Source organism: Limosilactobacillus ingluviei DSM 15946 (assembly GCF_001435775.1).
In the GTDB taxonomy this organism is placed as follows: Bacteria; Bacillota; Bacilli; order Lactobacillales; family Lactobacillaceae; genus Limosilactobacillus; species Limosilactobacillus ingluviei.
Window position 1 is genome coordinate 1 of sequence record NZ_AZFK01000012.1, and the last position, 19,016, is coordinate 19,016.

Below are 19,016 nucleotides of genomic sequence, written 5' to 3' on the forward strand. Positions count from 1 at the left end.
AACTCCATCTGAGGTATTTTTTGAAGAACCGTTGCACTTAGTTTGACAATTCGTCGCGTAAAAAAAAGCGCGCCCCCGGGAACCCCCGGCTGACGCGCTATCCAGCAATTTAATTTTTAGAAGAGTTTGCCGACCCCATAGTGAATCGTGATCGTAATCAAGCCAATGATAATGTTGCGAATCACCGCTCGTTTGACCAAACCGTCGCCCAACTTCGCGGAAATCAACCCGGTTAAAGCTGAGGCCAAGGCCACCGCTAAGATCGTCGCCCCCCACTTTAGGGGCCCCGTAACAAAAGTCATCGCCATCAGCGGCAACAAACCGCCCAAAGCGGCTGCAAACAAAGAAGCGTAGGCAGCATCCCAGGGATTTAAGTAGTGCCCCAGTTCAATATCGTACTTGATCCGCACCACCGTCGCCAACGGCTTCTTTTGCATTAAGTCCGCCGCAATCGCCGCCGCTGTTTGTTCGTGAACCCCCTTGACAACATAGTGCGCTTTGACCGCCGCAACTTGCTCGGTCCAGGCCGTCTTTAGCAGTTTTGCTTCCTTAGCCACGGCCGCTTTTTCGGTCTCCTTTTGGGCTGACACCGACGCATACTCGCCCGCCGCCATCGAAAAGGCACAGGCTAAAAGATCGGACAGGCCGGCGATAAAAATCGTAAATTCATTGCTGGTCGCCGCAGCCACGGAGACCAAGACCCCCACGACGGTCAAGATCCCATCGTTGGAGCCTAAGACCCCCGCCCGCAAGGTGTTCAACTTTTCTTCCATCGTTTGGGCTGTTTTGTCGATTGTTCTTACTTTCGCATTTGTCATTTCTGCTGCCCCCTAAGCATGAAAAAGCTGACCAATCACAAAGGTCACCACCATCGTCAATAAGCCAGCAGCCACATTGCGCAAGACTGCCTTGCCCCGGGCCGGGTCATCCCCCAACACCGCCGCTAAATAACCGGTCAGCACTAACGCCACTAACACCGCCACCATCGTGACCCCAATCCGGAGGGCCGGTGGCGCCATCGTCACGGCCACCATCGGCAGAATCGATCCCAACGGAAAAGCAATGAAGGACGCAATCGCCGCTGCATAGGGACTGGTAAAGTCCTGCGGGTTAAAGCCATAACGTTCCTGGACCACCGTGGTTAACGGATCATTGCTCATCAATTCTTGTGTTGCTTGCTGGGCTAACGCCGGATCAATTTCTTGGGCTAAGTATTTTTGCTTGACGTAATCAAACTCCGCTTGAAAATTATTGGCCAGCCGCTTTTGCTCATCGAGAATCGCCCGTTGTTGCGAGTCCTTTTGGGTACTGACCGAAACGTATTCCCCCATACACATCGAGATCATCCCCGCTAAACTCCCCGACAACCCCGCGATTAAAATCGCGTAGGCATCAGCCGTCGCGGCCGCCACCCCGATGACGATGCCGGCGACGGAAATAATCCCATCGTTGGCGCCCATCACGCTGGCCCGTAAAACATTGATTTTCTGTGCTAATGACATTTGCTTTGCCATTTTCTCTTCCTCCCACCTTTGTTTATAATCATTATAAACTAGAAAAAATGCAATGCAACCATAATATTGAAATATTCCATTATTATTTAGACACAATCTAAAAACCGCAAATCCACCAACGGGAATTTGCGGTTGCCGGCCTCAAATGGCCACCGGGGTTATTCAGCTGCGTCTTGGTTCGTCCGAATCACAAAGACTGACGTCCCAGCGTGCTTAACCATATAGGAAGCTTGGGAACCCACCGTCTTGCGACTGCCAGATTTCCCAATCGAGCCGACAATCAACAGGTCGGGTTCAAATTCAGGAATCACGTGGTTGCAAATCCGTTCCGCGGGCCGCTCACCTTGATCGACAATCGCGGTAATCTTCTTGGGATCCACTCCGTAATCAATCGCTGCTTGCACGTATTGATCGATCCGCTTCTCCATTTCTTCCCGACTAGAGTGCGTGAAGTCCTTGTCTAAGAACTGGTACACGTTCACTCCACTGGTTTCGTAAATCGAAACAATCCCTAACTCCGAATTGTCGCGCACCGCCTTATCAACGGCGTAAGCAAACGCCGCACGGGCGTCCGGGGCGTCGTCAACCCCGACTAAAATCCGGTGGAACCGTTTGGGTTTGATTTCAAACATGCCTGTCCTACTCCTCTCTTATGGAACTATTGCTAGTTCCGCTCGGCTTAGTTCCTATGTTACTACTCATTTTGTAATTGTAAACAATATTTTTTAGTTTTGCCTAAAATTATTTTACCCAGGCTTGAGAATTTTCCAAAGCTAAAAAGACGCGCGGTCAAGCGCCACGCGTCCATTAGCCACTATTCAAACGTTAAACGATAGCCAAAGCGTTGGTTTTCACCGGTCAACCGCCGGGCATGACGTTCCATCACCTGGTAGCGATCACCTAGGAACATCCAAATCGTAATCCCGGTAAAGAAGAGCACTTCGACCGCCAACAAATACCAATCCGCCAAGGTGGGATTGCCCATCATCGCAGTCGAGCCCGACGTGGAAAAAGCCAGCCAATCCAACAAGAAGTGCAGCAGCATCGCTAACCATAATTGGCCCGTATAAAGGTAGACGACCGCAAAGTACAAGCCCATCCCAAAAGCCGAGATGGTTTGTAAAATGGTAATGGCCAGGGGCTGCTCCACCAAATTCCCTAAATGCAGGGCCCCAAACAAGGCGGAAGTCAACAAGACCGCCCCGAGAATTTGCCAGCGGAAGTTGCGCAGGGCATACAAGCAAACCCCCAACAAGCCGAACCGACACAACGTTTCCTCGGCCACGCCGGCTTCAAACGCCGTCAGTAGATATTCCCGGTTCGGATGAAAATTAGCAAAAGAATAACTGGTCAGGATATTTTTCACACTATCACCACTGGAAAAAGCATTGATAAAGATAAATATTCCTCCGAGCCCCAATAAAATTGCCAAGGATAACCAACTAAAGCCGCGCCCAAACTGCGGGTTAATCCCCGGCCACGACAAGTGCCAAGCCCGCATGGCCGCAACCATCATCAAAAACAGCGCTAAAGCGCCCAACGCCCCCGTCTGCAAAATTAAAGCAAACAAGTGCGGCCCAGCAAACTTGGCGGGGTAAATAACCCCAACAATGCCCGTGACGATCGTAAACCACCAGAAGGGATAAAAGAGCCGCGCTAAGGTCCACTGCAATTGACCACCGATAATTCCCGCCATGGGGGCAAACATCACCACATAATAAGTCATGGTAATTACCATGACTCCGCGCGGCGGCAACTGCAAGCGCACAATTATTTCCCGGGTCATAATCGCCCAAACCACCACTAAAATAATCGGCTGAATCAAACACTGGATCCACCGGTTGACCGCTTGCAGCCAGCGGGGCAAAGCATACGCTTCGGCCACCAGCGCTAGCATTAAAATCACTGCCATGATGATCATCCACGGGACAAATGGCAAGTGATGATAAAATTCCCATCCCCCGATTACCGCCACGCAAAATAAAGCAATTGACACTTGCGCCCGGTACCAAATACGGAGATAGTCCGTTCCAGACATTGAAAGTCCCCCCGTCCAAAATTAATTCTTCTTAATGGTAACAAAGACCCCGAGCCAAAAAAAGGGCGGGCCCCCAGTTTTTACGAAAAAAGACCAGCTAAAGCAGCGGGCTTCAACCAGTCTTTGTTTAATTTAGTTATTCCGTAGCGGCTGGTTGCCGCTTGGCGCGGTTATTTCGGTTGCGCCGGGGCCGGGCGGGCTTGGTCGACGCAGCCGGCTTATCTTCCGTGGTAGATTGAGCATCCGCATTTAAGATCGTCACCATGGGAATGATCACTGGGCGCCGCCCCGTCCGTTCGTACAGTAAGCGTTGCAAGCGCGAAACAATCGTCCGGTTAATCGCCCGGCGGTCCACCTTCTTATGGTTTTTAAAGGTATTTAAGATCGCCCAGAAAACTTCGTGATTGGCGGCCTTAATCAATTCTTGGGATTCATGCATGTACACAAAGCCCCGCGAAACGATGTCTGGCCCCGCCACAATCTGGAAGTCCTTTAGATCAACCACCGCAATCGCCGTAACGACCCCTTCTTCGGAGAGGAGCCGCCGTTCGCGAATTTCGGGACTGCCAACGGCATCATCGACATCACGCCCGTCAATATAAACGTCGCCCATCGAATCAATGTGGTCAGCCAACCGACAAGTATCCTTAGTCAAGGCTAAGACATCCCCATTGGCCAAAATAAAGGAATTTTCCCGGGGCACCCCGGTTAATTCGGCCAACTTGGTGTGGATCTTTTGCATCCGGTATTCCCCGTGGACTGGCGCAAAGAACTTTGGCTTCATCAAGCGCAACATTAATTCTTCGTCAATCTGGCCCCCGTGACCCGAAGTGTGGATATTGTTGACGTAGCCGTGGATGACTTCTGCGCCACCTTCTTCGAGTTTATTGATCAAAGCGTTAACGCTGGTCGTATTCCCTGGAATCGGGTTGGAGGAGAAGACAACCGTGTCCCCTGGTTGAATACTGATTTGCCGGTGGGTCCCGTTGGCAATCCGCGACAGGGCCGCCATTGGTTCCCCCTGCGAACCAGTACACATGATCATTACTTGTTCCGGGGGATAGGAATTGATTTCATTCGGGTCAATCAAGGAGTCTTCGGGAATCTTTAAGTACCCCAGGGCTTGGCCAGCCGTAATCGCATTTTCCATGCTCCGCCCAAAGACGGCAATCTTGCGGCCCTGTTTAATTGCCGCATCGCTGGCTTCCCGCAGACGGTAGACGTTGGACGCAAAGGAAGCAAAAATGATCCGGCCCTTAATCCGTTCAAAAATCCGCCGGATGTGAATGTCCACCCACCGTTCCGACTTCGTAAACTCCGGTCGTTCCGCGTTCGTCGAATCCGAGGTCAATAACAAGACCCCTTCCTCGCCCAACTTAGCCATTTGCTGGAAATTTGGGGCCGGTAAGTTGCCCACCGGCGTGAGGTCAAACTTAAAGTCCCCGGTTTGCACAATCGTCCCCTGCGGCGTGTGGACCGCTACCCCCAGGGTATCCGGGATCGAGTGGGTCGTCCGGAAGAAGCTGACCCACAGCTTCTTAAAGTGGACGGTATCAAATTCATTGATTTCATGCAATTCCGCATCCCGCAAGAGGTGTTTTTCATCCAACTTGCCCTTAATCAAGGACATTGCAAACGGCCCGGCATAAATTGGCACCTTGACCTTTTGCAAGAAGAAGGGCAGCCCCCCAATGTGGTCTTCGTGCCCGTGAGTGATAAAGAGGCCCTTGATCTTATCCTTATTTTCAATCAAGTAGTCATAATTTTGGATGACATAATCAACCCCCAGCAAATCATCTTCTGGGAAGAGGACCCCACAGTCAATAATGATGATTTCGTCTTGGAATTGGACACAGTACATGTTCTTCCCGATTTCGCCAAGGCCCCCGACTGCGTAAAAGGCCACTTCGTTATTTTTGATATTTAACTTTGTCATAAGTCCCTTTCTAATCCTTTATCGTTATGATGTTGATAACGTCCCCCACCATCAGGACGCGCCGATCGCGATAATTGGCCAATTACAGCCCATCATTTAACTCCTTGACCGGTCACCTGCGACTGGTTGATTGTCCCCGTAACTGGACCGGGGTGCGTTATTTTTCCGTTCAGAATAATCTGAAAATATTTTATCACAATCGAAAAGTGAATGGTAGTCATCGCCCTTGGCTGCGCCGTTCGGCTTCACTAGCGCTAAATAAAAAACGACCAGTGAGCCAATAACCTGCTCACTAGTCGTAATCACCAACTGACCGGGCTTTAGAAGGTCCGCAAGGTGGCATGGCGCTCGGCCAACCACGTTTCCCAAGGCTGGGCGGCGTTGCCTAATTCATCGAATTCCATCCCGGCCTTTGCCAACAAAGCAGCAAAGAGGTGCTTAGTCAACGGTAAACTGACCGTTACCAATTGCTCCACGGTCATAAAGCCATTCGTGCGCAACACCCGGTTAATCATTGCTTGCTGGCTGTCAGAAGCCAATTCCGTCAAAACCTCTAAATCATCGCGCTTAAAGTGTCGAATGTAAAAAGCCATGAATTCGCGTTCCGCTACCGTTTGGGCCGCTGGCGTCAAATCTTGAAATGCTACCATCTTTGATCCATCCTCTGTTTTTTTCTTACCTTTTTAGGATAGCACTTGGCAACCGCTTTCGTTAATCGATTGGCTGATGTTTTTTCAAAATTAATTTCACGGGCTGGCCGGCCTTGATTTGAGCGACGACTACCTTGGTCTCATCATTATCCAACGGGCCCAGGTTAATTTCGACGCCTTCTTGGCAGGCCGCCACTTCTTCTACCCCTAAGAGCCGTTCATTAATCAGTCGCCGGACGCTGCGCAAAATATTTTGCCGTTCGCGTTGCTTTTCGACCGCCGCTTGCAAAGTGTAGCCTTCATCCAAGAACTCTTTGATCTCCATTACCTTTAATAAGGAAAAAAAGTTAAATTTATGGTTCTGATTTTTTTGGGCTTGGTGAGAAGTAATATAGCCCTTCTTTTCCCAATACCGAATTTGCCGGGCTGAGACCCCCGCGACCCGGGCCATTTCCGATAAGGGCAATTGAGCCTTTTCCATTGCCGTCTTAAAGACTTTGGGAAAGATTCGCATGATTTTCCCCCCTGTGTAATTTGCCAAAACTTGGGGAATTGACCAGCGTAACATACCGGCAACTCCCCGCCAACAAAGAGTAGTGTCACACTTTTCGCTAATTTTGTCAAATTATTTGACAATAATAGTGGAAAGAGTTACATTAGTTGCTGTTGATTTTTACTAATAAAAAGAAAGAAGGGTTTGCCATGTCTGCCAATCATACGGCAATGGATATCAACGGGAAGCCATACAACCGGACCGTGCTCGTCGCGGTCTTGACGATGGGTTCCTTCTTTACCATGTTAACTGGGACCTTCTTAGCGACTGCCTACCCCGCAATTATGAAGTCCTTTGACGTTTCGACTTCGACGGTGCAGTGGCTAACGACGGCCTTTATGCTGACTAACGGGATCATGATCCCGGTTTCTGCCTGGTTAATCAATAAATTTAACTCCCGGACCATGTACCTGGGGGCCATGGCAACTTTCCTGCTCGGGACGGTGATTGCCTTTGTCGCTCCCAACTTCCAGATCTTAATTGTGGCCCGGATCATCCAAGCCCTGGCCGTGGGGGTAACCATGCCCCTTAACCAAACGATCATGCTGTCAGTCTTCCCTCCGGAACAGCGGGGGAGTGCCATGGGAATGGTCGGCATCGCCATGGGGCTGGCTCCGGCCGTGGGGCCAACCATGTCCGGGATCATTGTTGACAACTATTCCTGGCGGGATCTCTTTGGGGTCATTATTCCCTTTATCATCATCATTTTGATCATCGCCTTCTTTGTGATGAAGCCGGTCTTACGGGTTCACCAACAGCCCCTCGATTTCTGGTCGGTCGTCACCTCAACGATCGGGTTTGGGGGCCTACTATACGGGGTCTCGGAAGCTTCCAGCCGTGGGTGGGGCGACCGCTTGGTGCTGGGCTTTATCATTGTCGGGCTGATCTTTATCGCCCTCTTTATTCACCGGCAGCTGAAGTTAAAGGATCCGTTCCTGGAAATGCGGGTCTTTAAGCACCCTGAATTCGCCTTAGCCGCCGTCTTATCCAGTGCGGTCAACCTGGCCATGATCGGGGTTGAAATGCTTTTACCAACTTACATCCAAACGATCCGGGGGGAAACGGCCTTTCACTCTGGCTTAATGTTATTACCCGGGGCTTTGATGATGGGGTTCATGCAACCAATTACCGGGCGTCTCTTTGATAAGTACGGGGCCCGGCGCTTGGCAATTGTTGGTTTAACAATGCTTTTGATTGGGACGGTACCCTTTATGACCCTGACCGATAAGACGCCGGTCCTTTCCATTATTGTCTTCTACGCTATTCGGCTCTTTGGGGTGTCAATGGTCTTCATGCCGGTCACAACTTCCGGGATGAACGTCTTGCCGATTGCCGAGATGTCCCACGGGACGGCCGTTAACAATACTTTCCGGCAAACGATGAGTTCGATTGGGACTGCCATCATGACGACCGTCTTAACCAACGTTCAAGATGCCACCAAGCCTGCGCACAGCTTGTTGACCTCGGCGCCCCTGGTTTACAAGGACCATGCCATCAACGCGGCCTTAAATGGGTTCCGGGCAGCCTTCGGGGTGTCCGCCATTTTTGCCGTCGCCGCCTTGGTCTTAGCCTTCTTCTTAAAGAAGGAAAATACCGTGCGTTCTATTGATGTCACCGATTTACCAAAGGAGGGTTAAGCGATGATTATTTTACTGGTTATTCTCAGTGCCCTGAGCTTTTACCTCTTTGGGGCCGTATGGGTCGAAAAAGCCAGTCACTTACTGTGGGCTGGGCTGTCCTTAATCATTTTAGTGGCTTCCGTGACGGTCTTTGCCCTCCACGATGTCAACCACTTGGGGATGAAGACGGTCACCACCACGCAGACGGTTTCCCTGGCTTCGGTCAATCCGCAAGCTAATTTGCTGGTGTATAAGCAATTGGGGACCGGCAATGAAAAAGTCTACGTTTATAAGACCGACATTCACCAAAAAAAGACCAAGCACACCTGGGTCAACAGCAAGGCCACCACGAAGCTGACACAGACCACCGGGGACGCCAAAGTGGTAATCAAAACGCAAAAGTACGTCTATGCCAACGGCTTTGCCAAGGCCATGTTTGGGATTTTAGGGGATAACAACGAAACCAAGCACCGCAGCTACGATTTCCAAGTCAACCCAACCTGGGCGGTCATCAATACGTACCAGGCGGCCCAACTTACCAAGCAGCTTAAGCAGCCTGCCGCCCAAGCGCAAATGAAAACGGTGATTGCCAGCCAAGTTAAGCAGCGCATGGCCCAAGCCCTGCAACAAAATCCACACTTAACGCCGGCCCAACAAGGGGCCTTACAGCTGCAATTCACGAATGAAGCTAAGGCGCAAGCCATTCAACAGTTAGTCAAATAGCAAGGCTAGGAACTCCGGGACCCCAGCGGCCCCGCGGTTCCTTTTTTCTTACTTTTAATCAGTTTAAAAGCGCGGTAAGATAGGGATAATGGTGTGTTTCTACCTATTAATAGTTTGGAGGGAAAATTATGACCCAGTTGCAAGCTCAATGGTTAACCTTAGCGGACGGCCACCGTATGCCCCAAGAAGGCTTTGGCGTCTATAAACTGACCGACCAGGCCAGCATGACGACCGCCCTCAAAAGTGCCTACCAAACCGGCTACCGGCTGTTTGATACCGCCCAACTCTATGAAAACGAAGCCTTGCTGGGGGTAGCCTTAAAGGAATTAGCCGTCCCCCGGGATAATTATTTTGTAACCACGAAAGTCGCGGAACAAAACCAAGGTTACCAGACCACCATCCAGTCAGTTAAGGAATCCTTGCACCGCTTGCAGTTAGATTACGTTGACTTGCTGTTGGTGCACTGGCCGATGCAAGCCCACTTCTTTGCGACCTGGCAAGCCTTAGAAGACTTGCAGGCCCAAGGTTTGACCAAATCAATTGGGGTCTCGAACTTTGGGATCGTCCACTTGCAGCTGTTAGCCACGCAAGCCCACCAACGGCCGGTCGTCAACCAAGTCGAACGGCACCCAGGCTTAAACCAAGCGGCCTTAATCAAGTATCATCAAGCCCATGGGATCGTAACCCAAGCCTGGTCGCCCCTGGCCCGGGGCAAGTACTTACAGGATCCCGTCCTGACTAAAATCGCGGCAGCCCACCAGAAATCAGTCGCCCAAGTAATTTTGAAGTGGCATTTACAAGGTGGGGTGGCCATCATTCCAAAATCAGCGCACCCACAACGGATCGCTGAAAACGCCGCGTTGGCTGATTTTACCCTCAGTGCTGCAGAAATGGCCCAAATTGACGCCCTGAATCGCTTTGCCCGGGATGGGCGCGAACCCGAATTGGTTTATGAAAATAACGTGCAATACCCCCGGTAAGCAAAATTTGATTATCGTCCTGGCCCCGACCAGGACGTTTTTTGGTTTCTCACCCTTTATGACAAAAGATTACAAAGCGCGCAAGGCTTGTCCTGACTGGGTTTGGTCCTTGTGCTTACCTAACTTGGCTCGCTAAAATGACGATCGCAACCTTTCTGTAATAAACCGGGCAAATTTGAAGCTTTTTCCCCCGTTTATCGCTGGGAAGCAAAAAAAGTTGACCTTTTTCGAATTTTTTCCGAGATTTTTTCGCTCTTTCCGCCGGCAAAGTTTGGTCGGCCAAAAAAGCGATCAGAACAGTCATGCGTCCCCTTACATTCAAGTTAGGTAAATCGTTATATTACAAAAGATTACGAAATCCCCCCGTTTTCCCCGTCCTTCGCAATTCGCTTGTTATCTGTTCGTAACCTTGAGCGGTTATGATAGTAACCGTCGAAAATATGAACGAACAAAGAAAAGGATGGTTAAATTACCCTATGTTAAAGAAAAGCATGTTAACTACTGCAGCAACTCTTGGCATCGCCGCTTTTGGGATCGCAGCCGGCTCCACGGTTGCCAGCGCGGACACGACGTACACCGTACAAGCCGGTGACACCCTGTCTTCAATTTCCCAAAAGTTTGCCAACAGCTCCGTTGACAAGCTGGCCCAAGACAACAACATCCAAAACGTCAACTTGATCTACGTTGGCCAACAACTTTTGATCAAGGATAACGGCGAAACGACCCAAGCGCCAGCTCAAACGGCAGCCCAAGCTGCGCCAGTCCAAACGACGCAAAGTCAAGCTCCGGTTTACTACGCGCAACAACCAGCTGCGCAAAGCAACTACGGCTACCAAGCTCAAGCTACCAGCTCATACACGGCTAACCTGGGCGGGAGCGAAGCCGCAGCCCAAGCTTGGATTGCCCAACGCGAATCTGGTGGAAGCTACACGGCCCGGAACGGCCAATACATCGGGAAGTACCAACTTTCCGCTGCTTACTTAAACGGTGACTACTCCGCTGCCAACCAAGAACGGGTTGCCCAACAATACGTGGCTTCCCGTTACGGTTCTTGGACCAACGCCCAAGCCTTCTGGCAACAACACGGTTGGTACTAAAAATTACTTTAGCTAAATGCATTAAAAAAGGAATGGCGCTTCCATGCCATTCCTTTTTTTGCGTTAGTGCCACCTTTGTTGTTCGTAGGCCATCTGCCAAAATTGTTCCTCATAATAACAAGATTTTACAAAGGCCTGGCGCATCTGCTCGTGGGCCGCTTCGTCCAGTGGTGCCGCCAATTCGTCGACGATCGCCCGCATCTGGTTGGTACTACTGGAAAAATCATCACTGGCGTAACTGTCGAAAAACTCCTGGTAAAGCGGGTTGGGACTGTGTTTTTGCGCCAACCGTCGGCCAACCTCATTGTAGAGCCAGTAGCACGGCAAGAGGCCGGCCGCCAGGGCCGCCTTGCCGTGGGCCTGGTTTTGGTAGGCCATGTGAGTCTGATAGGCATAATTGGTCGGCGCCGGTTTGGTGGCCGCCAATTCGACCACCGAAAGCTTCAACTCAGCGTGGAGGCGCTGACGGGCCAGGTCTTCCCCCTCACCGAGGCTGGTCAAAATTTGGGCCAGCGCCGTATTAAGCTGGGCGGCCAGGACCTCGTGCAAGCGACCAAACATTTCCAGGTACTGGTGATCTTGGCGCAAGTAGTAGCGAAAGGTCGCCAACGGCAGGGTCCCGTCACTCAGGCCAACGATAAAGGGGTGAGCCAGGCTGCGGGCCGTGGCAACCTCAATGACGGGAGTCAAAGTAGCGGTAAACTGTGTCTCTTTCATAACTTCCTTTCCGGACGTTGCCCCGCCCCGCCGGAAAAGGGACGAAAAAAGCGCCACTTCTCCCGAAGCAGCGCTAAGCGTAACGTCCCTTCGCGAGGATTAACTCACAGGTTCAAGGGATCCGTCCGTTTGCGGACATCTCAGCTCGGCACACGAGCACTCCCGGTTACAATGGTTGTTTTTATTATAAGCCCAACGTCTCCCTAAGCCAACTGGTCCCACAAAGTTTGCAGGGCCGCCGGCAGGGGACTGGTCAGAGCCACGGGGGCCTGGGTAAAGGGATCGGTGAAGGCCAAACTGGTCGCATGCAGGGCCTGGTGATCACTGCGGCTCAGGTCACCGCCGTAGAGGTGATCGCCCACCAAAGGATTGCCCAGCCAACTCAAGTGGACCCGGATCTGATGGGTACGGCCCGAGTGCAGGCGCAGACGCACCAGGCTATAGCCGGCCTTTTCTTGTTCGACCCAGTACTCGGTCTTGGCGGGCTGGCCGGCCGGATCAATCACCCGGGCCGCCTGGCCGGCTACCCGCAGAATCGGTTGGTCAATCACGCCGTGCGCGGCCGGTAAGTGCCCACTCACGATTGCCCGGTACTCTTTTTTAACCGCGTGGCTTTCCACCTGGGTGCTGATCATGCTGGAAGCGACCCGATGCTTGGCCACCAGCAACAAACCGCTGGTAAACCGATCCAAGCGGGTAATCAAATGGGGCCGCAAATCGACACTCTTTTGGGCCACTAAGTACCCCTTGACCCGGTTTAAAGCGGTATCGGCTTGTTCCGTGGGTCCCGGGACTGAAGCCAGCCCCGCGGGTTTGTCAATCACCAGCCAGTTGGCATCCTCATAGGCAATCTGTAAGGGGCCATGACTGACTTGGACGGTGGGATCCGCCATTTCTGGTGCCACCTTAATCGTCAGCGGCTGGTTGGGTAAAATTTTGGTCGTCGGGCGGACCGGCCGGTGATCAACCAAGAGCTCTCCGGCCCCATTTTTAATATCATTGAATAAGCGGTGTCCCATCCCCAACGACTGGAGGTAACGCTTAATTTTAATCGGCTCTGTGCCACGGTACTGCCAAGTATTTTCCATGCTTTCATCCTTTCTTTGCCAAGAAAAAAGAGGCCGGGAATTTCCCGACCTCTTACACATACGGTCCATACGAGACTCGAACTCGTGATCTCATCCGTGACAGGGATGCGTCCTAACCAAAACTAGACCAATGGACCATTTCCTTAAGCACAAATAATAATATACCGGAAGTCCCGGCCGCCGTCAACATTTTTCCATGAATTCTTGCGAAATTCCCGAAAAAAATGTAGGTTAGTAACAGAAGTTATCTTTCGTGAGGGGGAACTATGCAAAAAATTATCCAAACCAGCCAAGCCCTGTGGCAACGCTACGCGAAGGGCTTGAAGCTGGTCTTCGTTACTTCCGTGGTGTTATTTGTCATCATCAGCTTAGGAAACTTTTTTAAGACGGTCAATTGGGACCAAGTCACAACCGAACTGACCCGGCAGTCGTGGACCACTTTAGTGCTCTTAAGTCTGGGGGGCCTCGTCGCCGTCTTGCCGATGACTGGCTACGACATTGCCATCACGCACCTGTTACCTGGTAAATTTAAGCCCTTTTACATCTTTCGCAGCGGCTGGATTACCAATACCTTGACCAACGTGGCTGGTTTTGGGGGCTTGCTGGGCGCAACCTTACGGGCCCATTTTTACGGCCAACAAGCCAGCCGCAACCAAATCCTCGCTGCGATTGCTAAAATTGCAATCTTCTTGTTGGCCGGGCTGTCCTTGCTTTGTTGGCTGGCCTTGGTGATGATGTTTGGCTTCCATCAGGGCGGACACTTTAACCGGTACGCGATCTGGTTAGTCGGAGGTGGGCTGTACTTCCCGGTCGTCCTGCTTTTGACCCGCCAAAATAACGGCCTGCTCTTTAAGGAGATGTCCTTTAAATTTAAAGCCTGGGTAACCTTCACCTCCACTTTGGAATGGTTACTGGTCGCTGGTTTCTTCATTTTAATTGGGGCCAGCCTGGGGATCCACACCAACTTAGCGGCAGTCTTTCCCCTCTACGTGGTCGCCCAAGTCCTCGGGGTGGTGTCGATGCTGCCGGGGGCGATCGGGTCCTTTGACGTCATGATGCTGATTGAATTGACCCTCCTGGGCGTGCCCCGTTCGACTGCCGTCGTGTGGCTGCTATTGTTCCGGGTCTTTTACTACCTACTGCCCTTGGTGTTAGGGTTAATCTTTTTTGTTCACTACCTCGCCGTTCGGATTAACGCCTTTTTTGACGGCATTCCCGCCACAATGGTGCGCCAAGCCGCCCAGGTGGTAATTACCATTTTCATGTACGTTTCGGGGATCTTTATGCTGCTGGCCGCTTCGGTCCCGGATCTGACGGCCTCCAACCGGCTCTTACAACGCCTCTACCCGTTTAGTTTCTTTTTCTTGCACCAACTGACGACCATCCTGTTTGCCATTGCGATGCTGGCTTGTGCCCGGGGGATTCAAGCCAAGGTCAAAAAAGCCTACTGGCCGACCCTGTTGTTATTGTTAGTCGGTATTGTTAATACGTGGCTGAACCTGGGAACGCCGTCCTTAACGATTTACCTGGCGGTGTTGCTCTTGTTGGTGATTTTAATGCGCAACACCGTCTACCGGGAAAAACTCCAATACTCCCTCGGTAAATTTATCGTTGATGGTTCCATTTTCGCCGGCAGCTTGATTCTTTATTCGCTTGTCGGCTTGGTGAATTCCCCCACCTACACGGCCAAGCACAAGGTCCCGAGCTTTTTCCTCTTCCCCGGGGAAAAAATTTGGCTTTCCGGCTTCTTTGGCATGTTGTTGGGGCTGTTGATCATGGTCCTGATTTTCCGCTACTTTATGCATGGCGCTGACCCCTTTGGGATCAAACAACCCCTGGCGGCTGACCGCGTCCGGGCGATCATCGCTGAATTTGGGGGCAATGAGACCAGTCACCTCGCCTTTTTGGGTGATAAAAATATCTATTACTATACCGTCGACGGCAAGGACCAACTCTTCTTTATGTACCAAGCCCGCAATGGGCGCCTCGTCGTGATGGGGGATCCGGTCGGTAATCACGCGGTCTGGCAAGAAGCGGTCTACCAATTCATGACCACCGCTGATCGCTATGGCTACCAACTGGTCTTCTATGAAGTTGGCGAAGAAATGACCTTGCTCTTGCACGAGTATGGCTTTGACTTTTTAAAAACGGGTGAAGATGGCCTGGTCAAATTAGCCGACTTTACCCTGGCCGGGAAAAAGCAGCGGTCCCAGCGGGCCTTAATGCATAAGTTTGACCGGGAAGGCTACCAGTTTTCAATTATTCAGCCCCCCTTTGACGACCAGTTCATGCGCGAACTCAAGGCCGTGTCCGACGAGTGGCTCGGCCATCAAGTCGAAAAGGGCTTTTCGTTAGGCTACTTTGATCCTGCCTACCTCAATACCGCTCCAATCGGCATCGTCACCGACGCTCACGATAAAATCGTCGCCTTTGCCACCTTTATGCCAACCGGGGGCAAAAAAATTCTGACGATCGACTTGATGCGCCACACCCACGACGCGCCGTCTGGCATCATGGACAAAATTTTTATCGCGATGTTCGAATACGGCCAACAACACGGTTACACCTACTTTGACCTCGGAATGGCCCCCTTGGCCAACGTTGGTCACTCCCAGTTTGCCTTTAACGCCGAAAAAATTGCCCACTTTATTTATGAATATGGGGCTGACCTGTATAGTTTTCAAGGCTTGCGGCGCTATAAGGAAAAATATGCCTCCCTGTGGCGGCCGCGTTATACCGTCTACTTTAAGCAGGGATCCCTGGTTGCAGCCATGATTGCCGTCGTGGCCGTGGTCAACCAACGGATCGACCAACGCCCGCTGCCCGCCACCTTCAAATCCTCATGGTTGTTATGGTGGAAGCATTAAGGCCAACTTGAAGCTAGCAAGAAACTAGCTTTTCGACTAAAACTTAGCAAGTAACAACCAAAAAGCGCTAGCAACCAACGTTTTCAGTAACGTGGTTGCTAGCGCTTTTGAAAGCTTAAGCCTTTTTCCAGCCGCTTCGTTAAGTTAAATTTCTTGTTTCAAATAGGTGTACAGCATCTCATCTTGCATTGTCGTCGTCGCAATCCCCAAGACCTGAGCAATCTTAAAAGCAAAGGCCAACGCCGTCGCCGGGCCCCGGCTGGTAACCAAGTGGCCAGCTTCATCAACCACGGTAATCGCCGGTGAAAAGACGGCAGTTGGGTTGGTTTGCCCAATCGCTTTTTCGACCCCCGGGTAACAGGTATAACGGCGGCCGTCTAAAAGGCCATACCGCGCAAACGCCAACGGTGCCGCACACATCGCCGCATTCCACTGACCAGCTGCTTGGCGGGCTTGCATCAAAGTCATTAATTCATCACTGGCCCGCAAGTTTTCCGCGCCCGTCGAACCCCCGGGGAAGACCACGCAATCATAATCCGCTAACGCCGCACTTAACGTCGTGTCTGCGGTCAGTTCAATTCCATGGGCCCCCTGGATTTTCAATCCGGCTAACCCCACCATCGTTACCTCCGCCCCGAGGCGGCGAAGGACATCCACCGGCGTTAGGGCTTCGATTTCTTCACAACCATCGGCTAATACCACTGCGACACTAGTCATGTTTAACTTCCCCCTTAATGGTCTTTGCCATTGCCAACAACGCGGCTTGCCCCTCCGGCGTTGCATACAGCGGATAGGCGTGGTACAAGCCCCGCCCGATTACCAATTGGGCGGGCACGTCCTCACTCGCCAAGCGGTTGGCAAATTCAATCGTATCTAAACACATCAATTCCTTGGTCCCCACAAACAGTTGGACGTCGCGCATCCCATTTAACGGGCCCCGTAACGGTGCAACCCGGTAATCCACCGCCGACCGGCCCCCCGCAAACTTTGCGCCCAACGCTTGCAAGCCCGCTTGGTCCAACAACACATCGCGCCGTGCGTAAGCGGGCAAGGCTGGGTTGGTCAAGTGCACATCCAACCACGGTGATAACAACACCAAGTGCCCGGGAACCGGCAACCCTTGGGTCACCAACTCCTCGGTGAGACTGGCCGCCAACCCGCCACCAGCCGAATCCCCCAAAAGGGTAATTTGACTGACCGGGGTCTGATCATACAAAGCTGCATAAAGGCGGTGCAGATACGCCAAGGCTTGATCAACCGTGGCCCCCGGTAAGTGCGGATAGTCCGGTACCCAGACTTGGGCTCCGCTGGTTTGCGCCAAGCGGTCGTAGAATTGCCAGTGCACCTTCGTTGGGGCCAATACATAAGCCCCCCCGTAGAGCGCCAGGACCACTGGTTGGGGGCCCGGTTGAGCGTTAAGCACCATCACTGGCCGACCAGCAAAGCGCTTCTTGGTCACCGAACTGGTCAAATGGACGGAACGCGGCAACCCAAAGGGGGGCCGGCCCGCTGTCTGGAGCAATTTCGCCCGCCCCGTAGAAGTGCTTAGTTGCCGCTTTAAGCCCGACAACTGCAAACTCAAGCTGACCAGCATTGCTTGCCGAGAAAGGTGCTCCCCGCATTGAGTCAATTCCACCACACTGTCTTTTAAATTGCCAGCCATCGCCTTGAGGGTTTGCTGGTCAATTCCGTATCCTTTGTTCATTGTTTTTTACCATTCCTTTGCCCTAATCCTATCACGACTCCGGCAAACTTGCACCTTGCTTTCCTAAACGCTGGCGACGGACTAAGACCAGTAAAATTACTACGGCACTGCAAATCAAAGTAAAGGCCGCCACAACAATGTGGTGATACCCAGTATATAAAATCTGCCGCAGCAAGGGCAGCTCGGTCGCCGGCAGCTGGGCAGCTGTTTTGGCATTGCTTAGCTGATTTAGCATCTTTAAGTTGATTCTAGGATGCCCTGCCACCCCCCGAACCAAGGCTAAATTCAAAATTACGCCGTACACCGCCGACATGAGGGTTTGACTTAAAATCCGAACTAGGTAGGCCAGCGAAGTCGCAATCGGGACATCGGGCAAGGCTACGTCCGTTTGGACACTGACTTGCAAGACATTAAAGACCATCCCAACCCCAAAGCCTTCAAAAGCACCAAGGATCAACAACAACCAAAACGGGGTCTGCTGGCCGCCCAGCAGTAAGCCCGCAAAGGCCAGCAGAATGGTCAACGCCCCAATCCAAACCAAGCCATACTTACTAATTTTGTGTTGAACGTAAGGAACCAATTCGGAACCGATAAAATTCGTTGCCGCGCCGGGAATCTGGGTTAAGCCCCCCACTAAGGCCGACAAACCCAAAATTCCCTGCGCCCACATCGGAATATAAGTAATAAAGGCAATAAACGAACCCCAAATCATCACAAACAGCAATAAATCGACCATTAACTCCCGGTTAGTAAACAAACGACTGGGAATAATTGGATCGACGGCCCGCTGGTCAAGCCGGTACATTAAAAGGAGGCAGATTACCCCCACGCCTAACATCACGCCGACTACCCCAAAGGTCAGTTGGCCAATCAATTGAATGCCAAATAAAATCCAGGCCAGCCCACTGATTAAAAGCAGGCCACCCCCAAAGTCAAAGGGCCGCCCCGCTGCTTGCGGCTTGGGGCTGCGGTAGATTAAACCGATAATGGCAATTGCAATCGCCGCAACCGGCAAGTTCACGTAAAAGACCCAGTGCCACGTTAGATTATCAACAATCCACCCTCCCAGCAAGGGCCCGACAATGGAAGCCGTCCCAAAGCAGGCACTGGCCAGCCCGACAACTTGTGAGCGTTGCTTTAAATTCGGGTAAAGATGGGCAAAGACAATAAAGGGAATCGTGTTCATCCCGCCGGCCCCAATTCCCATCACGGTCCGGGCCGCAATAAACCAAATGATCGAGGGGGCTTGAGCTTGTAAAATGGCCCCGAGCGCAAACAACGTCGTGGCCGCCACGTAGGCCCAACGGTTCCCCTTGTGCTCCCCCAACTTGCTCCAAAATGGCGTAGCCACTGACATCCCAAATAAAAAGGTTGCAATAATCCAGCCGGTATACTGAAGGCCATGCAGGTCACTGGTAATGGCTGGCAAGGCCGTGTTAACAATCGTCCCGTCCATCCCGGCCATAATATTGGATAACAACAAGGCAAAGGTAATCAGACGGCGGTGGGTAATTTTCATAATTTCCTCC

17 protein-coding genes, 1 tRNA gene and 1 riboswitch are annotated in these 19,016 nt (G+C 51.8%); of the genes, 5 read left to right on the forward strand and 13 right to left on the reverse strand.

All coding sequences use genetic code 11. The features are described from left to right. Nucleotides 1-116: 116 nt before the first annotated feature. From FC43_RS02090 to FC43_RS02120, 7 genes are all read right to left on the reverse strand, one after another. Complete coding sequence (locus FC43_RS02090) at nucleotides 117-818, reverse strand: VIT1/CCC1 transporter family protein (protein ID WP_056953708.1); 702 nt, start codon at nucleotides 816-818, stop codon at nucleotides 117-119. Between the two features lie 12 nt (nucleotides 819-830). Further along, complete coding sequence (locus FC43_RS02095) at nucleotides 831-1,514, reverse strand: VIT1/CCC1 transporter family protein (protein WP_019206783.1); 684 nt, start codon at nucleotides 1,512-1,514, stop codon at nucleotides 831-833. Between the two features lie 158 nt (nucleotides 1,515-1,672). Next, complete coding sequence (locus FC43_RS02100; RefSeq protein WP_019206782.1) at nucleotides 1,673-2,146, reverse strand: universal stress protein; 474 nt, start codon at nucleotides 2,144-2,146, stop codon at nucleotides 1,673-1,675. A gap of 182 nt (nucleotides 2,147-2,328) precedes the next feature. Then, a complete protein-coding gene (locus tag FC43_RS02105) occupies nucleotides 2,329-3,552 on the reverse strand; it encodes a CPBP family intramembrane glutamic endopeptidase (RefSeq protein WP_056953710.1) in 1,224 nt (407 codons plus the stop codon). 136 nt (nucleotides 3,553-3,688) lie between these two features. Continuing rightward, entirely contained in the window at nucleotides 3,689-5,488 is a 1,800-nt protein-coding gene (rnjA, locus tag FC43_RS02110; RefSeq protein ID WP_056953712.1) for a ribonuclease J1, read from the reverse strand. A gap of 320 nt (nucleotides 5,489-5,808) precedes the next feature. After that, nucleotides 5,809-6,138: a hypothetical protein gene (locus tag FC43_RS02115; RefSeq protein WP_056953714.1), complete on the reverse strand. Its 330-nt coding sequence runs from the start codon at nucleotides 6,136-6,138 to the stop codon at nucleotides 5,809-5,811. A 61-nt stretch (nucleotides 6,139-6,199) separates the two neighbouring features. After that, nucleotides 6,200-6,652 (reverse strand): MerR family transcriptional regulator, encoded by a 453-nt coding sequence (locus tag FC43_RS02120; RefSeq protein ID WP_162258978.1) that lies wholly within the window; start codon nucleotides 6,650-6,652, stop codon nucleotides 6,200-6,202. 188 nt (nucleotides 6,653-6,840) lie between these two features. Between FC43_RS02120 and FC43_RS02125 the strand changes: the two genes are divergently transcribed. From FC43_RS02125 to apf, 4 genes are all read left to right on the forward strand, one after another. Beyond that, on the forward strand, nucleotides 6,841-8,328 hold the full coding sequence (locus tag FC43_RS02125; protein WP_056953718.1) for an MDR family MFS transporter: 1,488 nt from the start codon (nucleotides 6,841-6,843) through the stop codon (nucleotides 8,326-8,328). 3 nt (nucleotides 8,329-8,331) lie between these two features. Beyond that, entirely contained in the window at nucleotides 8,332-9,033 is a 702-nt protein-coding gene (locus FC43_RS02130) for a DUF4811 domain-containing protein (protein ID WP_056953720.1), read from the forward strand. 128 nt (nucleotides 9,034-9,161) lie between these two features. Next, nucleotides 9,162-10,013 carry an aldo/keto reductase gene (locus tag FC43_RS02135; RefSeq protein ID WP_056953722.1) on the forward strand — a complete coding sequence of 284 codons (852 nt, stop codon included), beginning with the start codon at nucleotides 9,162-9,164 and terminating at the stop codon, nucleotides 10,011-10,013. Between the two features lie 476 nt (nucleotides 10,014-10,489). Beyond that, the gene (gene apf / locus FC43_RS02145) at nucleotides 10,490-11,110 is read left to right on the forward strand and encodes an aggregation-promoting factor (RefSeq protein WP_056953726.1); all 621 of its coding nucleotides are present in this window, start codon (nucleotides 10,490-10,492) and stop codon (nucleotides 11,108-11,110) included. Between the two features lie 63 nt (nucleotides 11,111-11,173). Here the strand turns inward: apf and tenA are convergent, their stop codons facing one another. The 3 genes from tenA to FC43_RS02160 form a co-directional block, all read right to left on the reverse strand. Continuing rightward, nucleotides 11,174-11,827: a thiaminase II gene (gene tenA / locus FC43_RS02150; RefSeq protein WP_056953728.1), complete on the reverse strand. Its 654-nt coding sequence runs from the start codon at nucleotides 11,825-11,827 to the stop codon at nucleotides 11,174-11,176. A 68-nt stretch (nucleotides 11,828-11,895) separates the two neighbouring features. After that, nucleotides 11,896-12,001: riboswitch (TPP riboswitch) on the reverse strand. Nucleotides 12,002-12,030: 29 nt separating this feature from the next. Further along, entirely contained in the window at nucleotides 12,031-12,915 is an 885-nt protein-coding gene (locus FC43_RS02155; protein WP_019206771.1) for an RluA family pseudouridine synthase, read from the reverse strand. A gap of 61 nt (nucleotides 12,916-12,976) precedes the next feature. Further along, nucleotides 12,977-13,052 (reverse strand) — tRNA-Asp (locus FC43_RS02160). A 129-nt stretch (nucleotides 13,053-13,181) separates the two neighbouring features. Here FC43_RS02160 and mprF point away from each other — a divergent pair. Next, nucleotides 13,182-15,782, forward strand: a complete 2,601-nt coding sequence (gene mprF, locus FC43_RS02165) for a bifunctional lysylphosphatidylglycerol flippase/synthetase MprF (protein ID WP_056953730.1) — start codon at nucleotides 13,182-13,184, stop codon at nucleotides 15,780-15,782. 144 nt (nucleotides 15,783-15,926) lie between these two features. Here the strand turns inward: mprF and FC43_RS02170 are convergent, their stop codons facing one another. From FC43_RS02170 to FC43_RS02180, 3 genes are read right to left on the reverse strand one after another with little or no spacing between them, the layout of a single operon-like run. Continuing rightward, nucleotides 15,927-16,499 carry a DJ-1 family glyoxalase III gene (locus FC43_RS02170; RefSeq protein ID WP_056953732.1) on the reverse strand — a complete coding sequence of 191 codons (573 nt, stop codon included), beginning with the start codon at nucleotides 16,497-16,499 and terminating at the stop codon, nucleotides 15,927-15,929. Next, nucleotides 16,492-17,487: an alpha/beta hydrolase gene (locus tag FC43_RS02175; RefSeq protein ID WP_056953734.1), complete on the reverse strand. Its 996-nt coding sequence runs from the start codon at nucleotides 17,485-17,487 to the stop codon at nucleotides 16,492-16,494. Before FC43_RS02175 ends, FC43_RS02170 begins: the two co-directional genes overlap by 8 nt. A 31-nt stretch (nucleotides 17,488-17,518) precedes the next feature. Further along, nucleotides 17,519-19,006: an MFS transporter gene (locus FC43_RS02180; RefSeq protein ID WP_056953737.1), complete on the reverse strand. Its 1,488-nt coding sequence runs from the start codon at nucleotides 19,004-19,006 to the stop codon at nucleotides 17,519-17,521. Between the last annotated feature and the right edge of the window lie 10 nt (nucleotides 19,007-19,016).

Coding starts and splice junctions, on each gene's coding strand:
- rnjA (WP_056953712.1), bottom strand. CDS start 5,488: ATGACAAAGTTAAATATCAAAAATAACGAAGTGGCCTTTTACGCAGTC.
- FC43_RS02170 (WP_056953732.1), bottom strand. CDS start 16,499: ATGACTAGTGTCGCAGTGGTATTAGCCGATGGTTGTGAAGAAATCGAA.
- apf (WP_056953726.1), top strand. CDS start 10,490: ATGTTAAAGAAAAGCATGTTAACTACTGCAGCAACTCTTGGCATCGCC.
- FC43_RS02125 (WP_056953718.1), top strand. CDS start 6,841: ATGTCTGCCAATCATACGGCAATGGATATCAACGGGAAGCCATACAAC.
- FC43_RS02135 (WP_056953722.1), top strand. CDS start 9,162: ATGACCCAGTTGCAAGCTCAATGGTTAACCTTAGCGGACGGCCACCGT.
- FC43_RS02155 (WP_019206771.1), bottom strand. CDS start 12,915: ATGGAAAATACTTGGCAGTACCGTGGCACAGAGCCGATTAAAATTAAG.
- FC43_RS02120 (WP_162258978.1), bottom strand. CDS start 6,652: ATGCGAATCTTTCCCAAAGTCTTTAAGACGGCAATGGAAAAGGCTCAA.
- FC43_RS02115 (WP_056953714.1), bottom strand. CDS start 6,138: ATGGTAGCATTTCAAGATTTGACGCCAGCGGCCCAAACGGTAGCGGAA.
- FC43_RS02100 (WP_019206782.1), bottom strand. CDS start 2,146: ATGTTTGAAATCAAACCCAAACGGTTCCACCGGATTTTAGTCGGGGTT.
- FC43_RS02095 (WP_019206783.1), bottom strand. CDS start 1,514: ATGGCAAAGCAAATGTCATTAGCACAGAAAATCAATGTTTTACGGGCC.
- tenA (WP_056953728.1), bottom strand. CDS start 11,827: ATGAAAGAGACACAGTTTACCGCTACTTTGACTCCCGTCATTGAGGTT.
- FC43_RS02180 (WP_056953737.1), bottom strand. CDS start 19,006: ATGAAAATTACCCACCGCCGTCTGATTACCTTTGCCTTGTTGTTATCC.
- FC43_RS02130 (WP_056953720.1), top strand. CDS start 8,332: ATGATTATTTTACTGGTTATTCTCAGTGCCCTGAGCTTTTACCTCTTT.
- FC43_RS02105 (WP_056953710.1), bottom strand. CDS start 3,552: ATGTCTGGAACGGACTATCTCCGTATTTGGTACCGGGCGCAAGTGTCA.
- FC43_RS02175 (WP_056953734.1), bottom strand. CDS start 17,487: ATGAACAAAGGATACGGAATTGACCAGCAAACCCTCAAGGCGATGGCT.
- FC43_RS02090 (WP_056953708.1), bottom strand. CDS start 818: ATGACAAATGCGAAAGTAAGAACAATCGACAAAACAGCCCAAACGATG.
- mprF (WP_056953730.1), top strand. CDS start 13,182: ATGCAAAAAATTATCCAAACCAGCCAAGCCCTGTGGCAACGCTACGCG.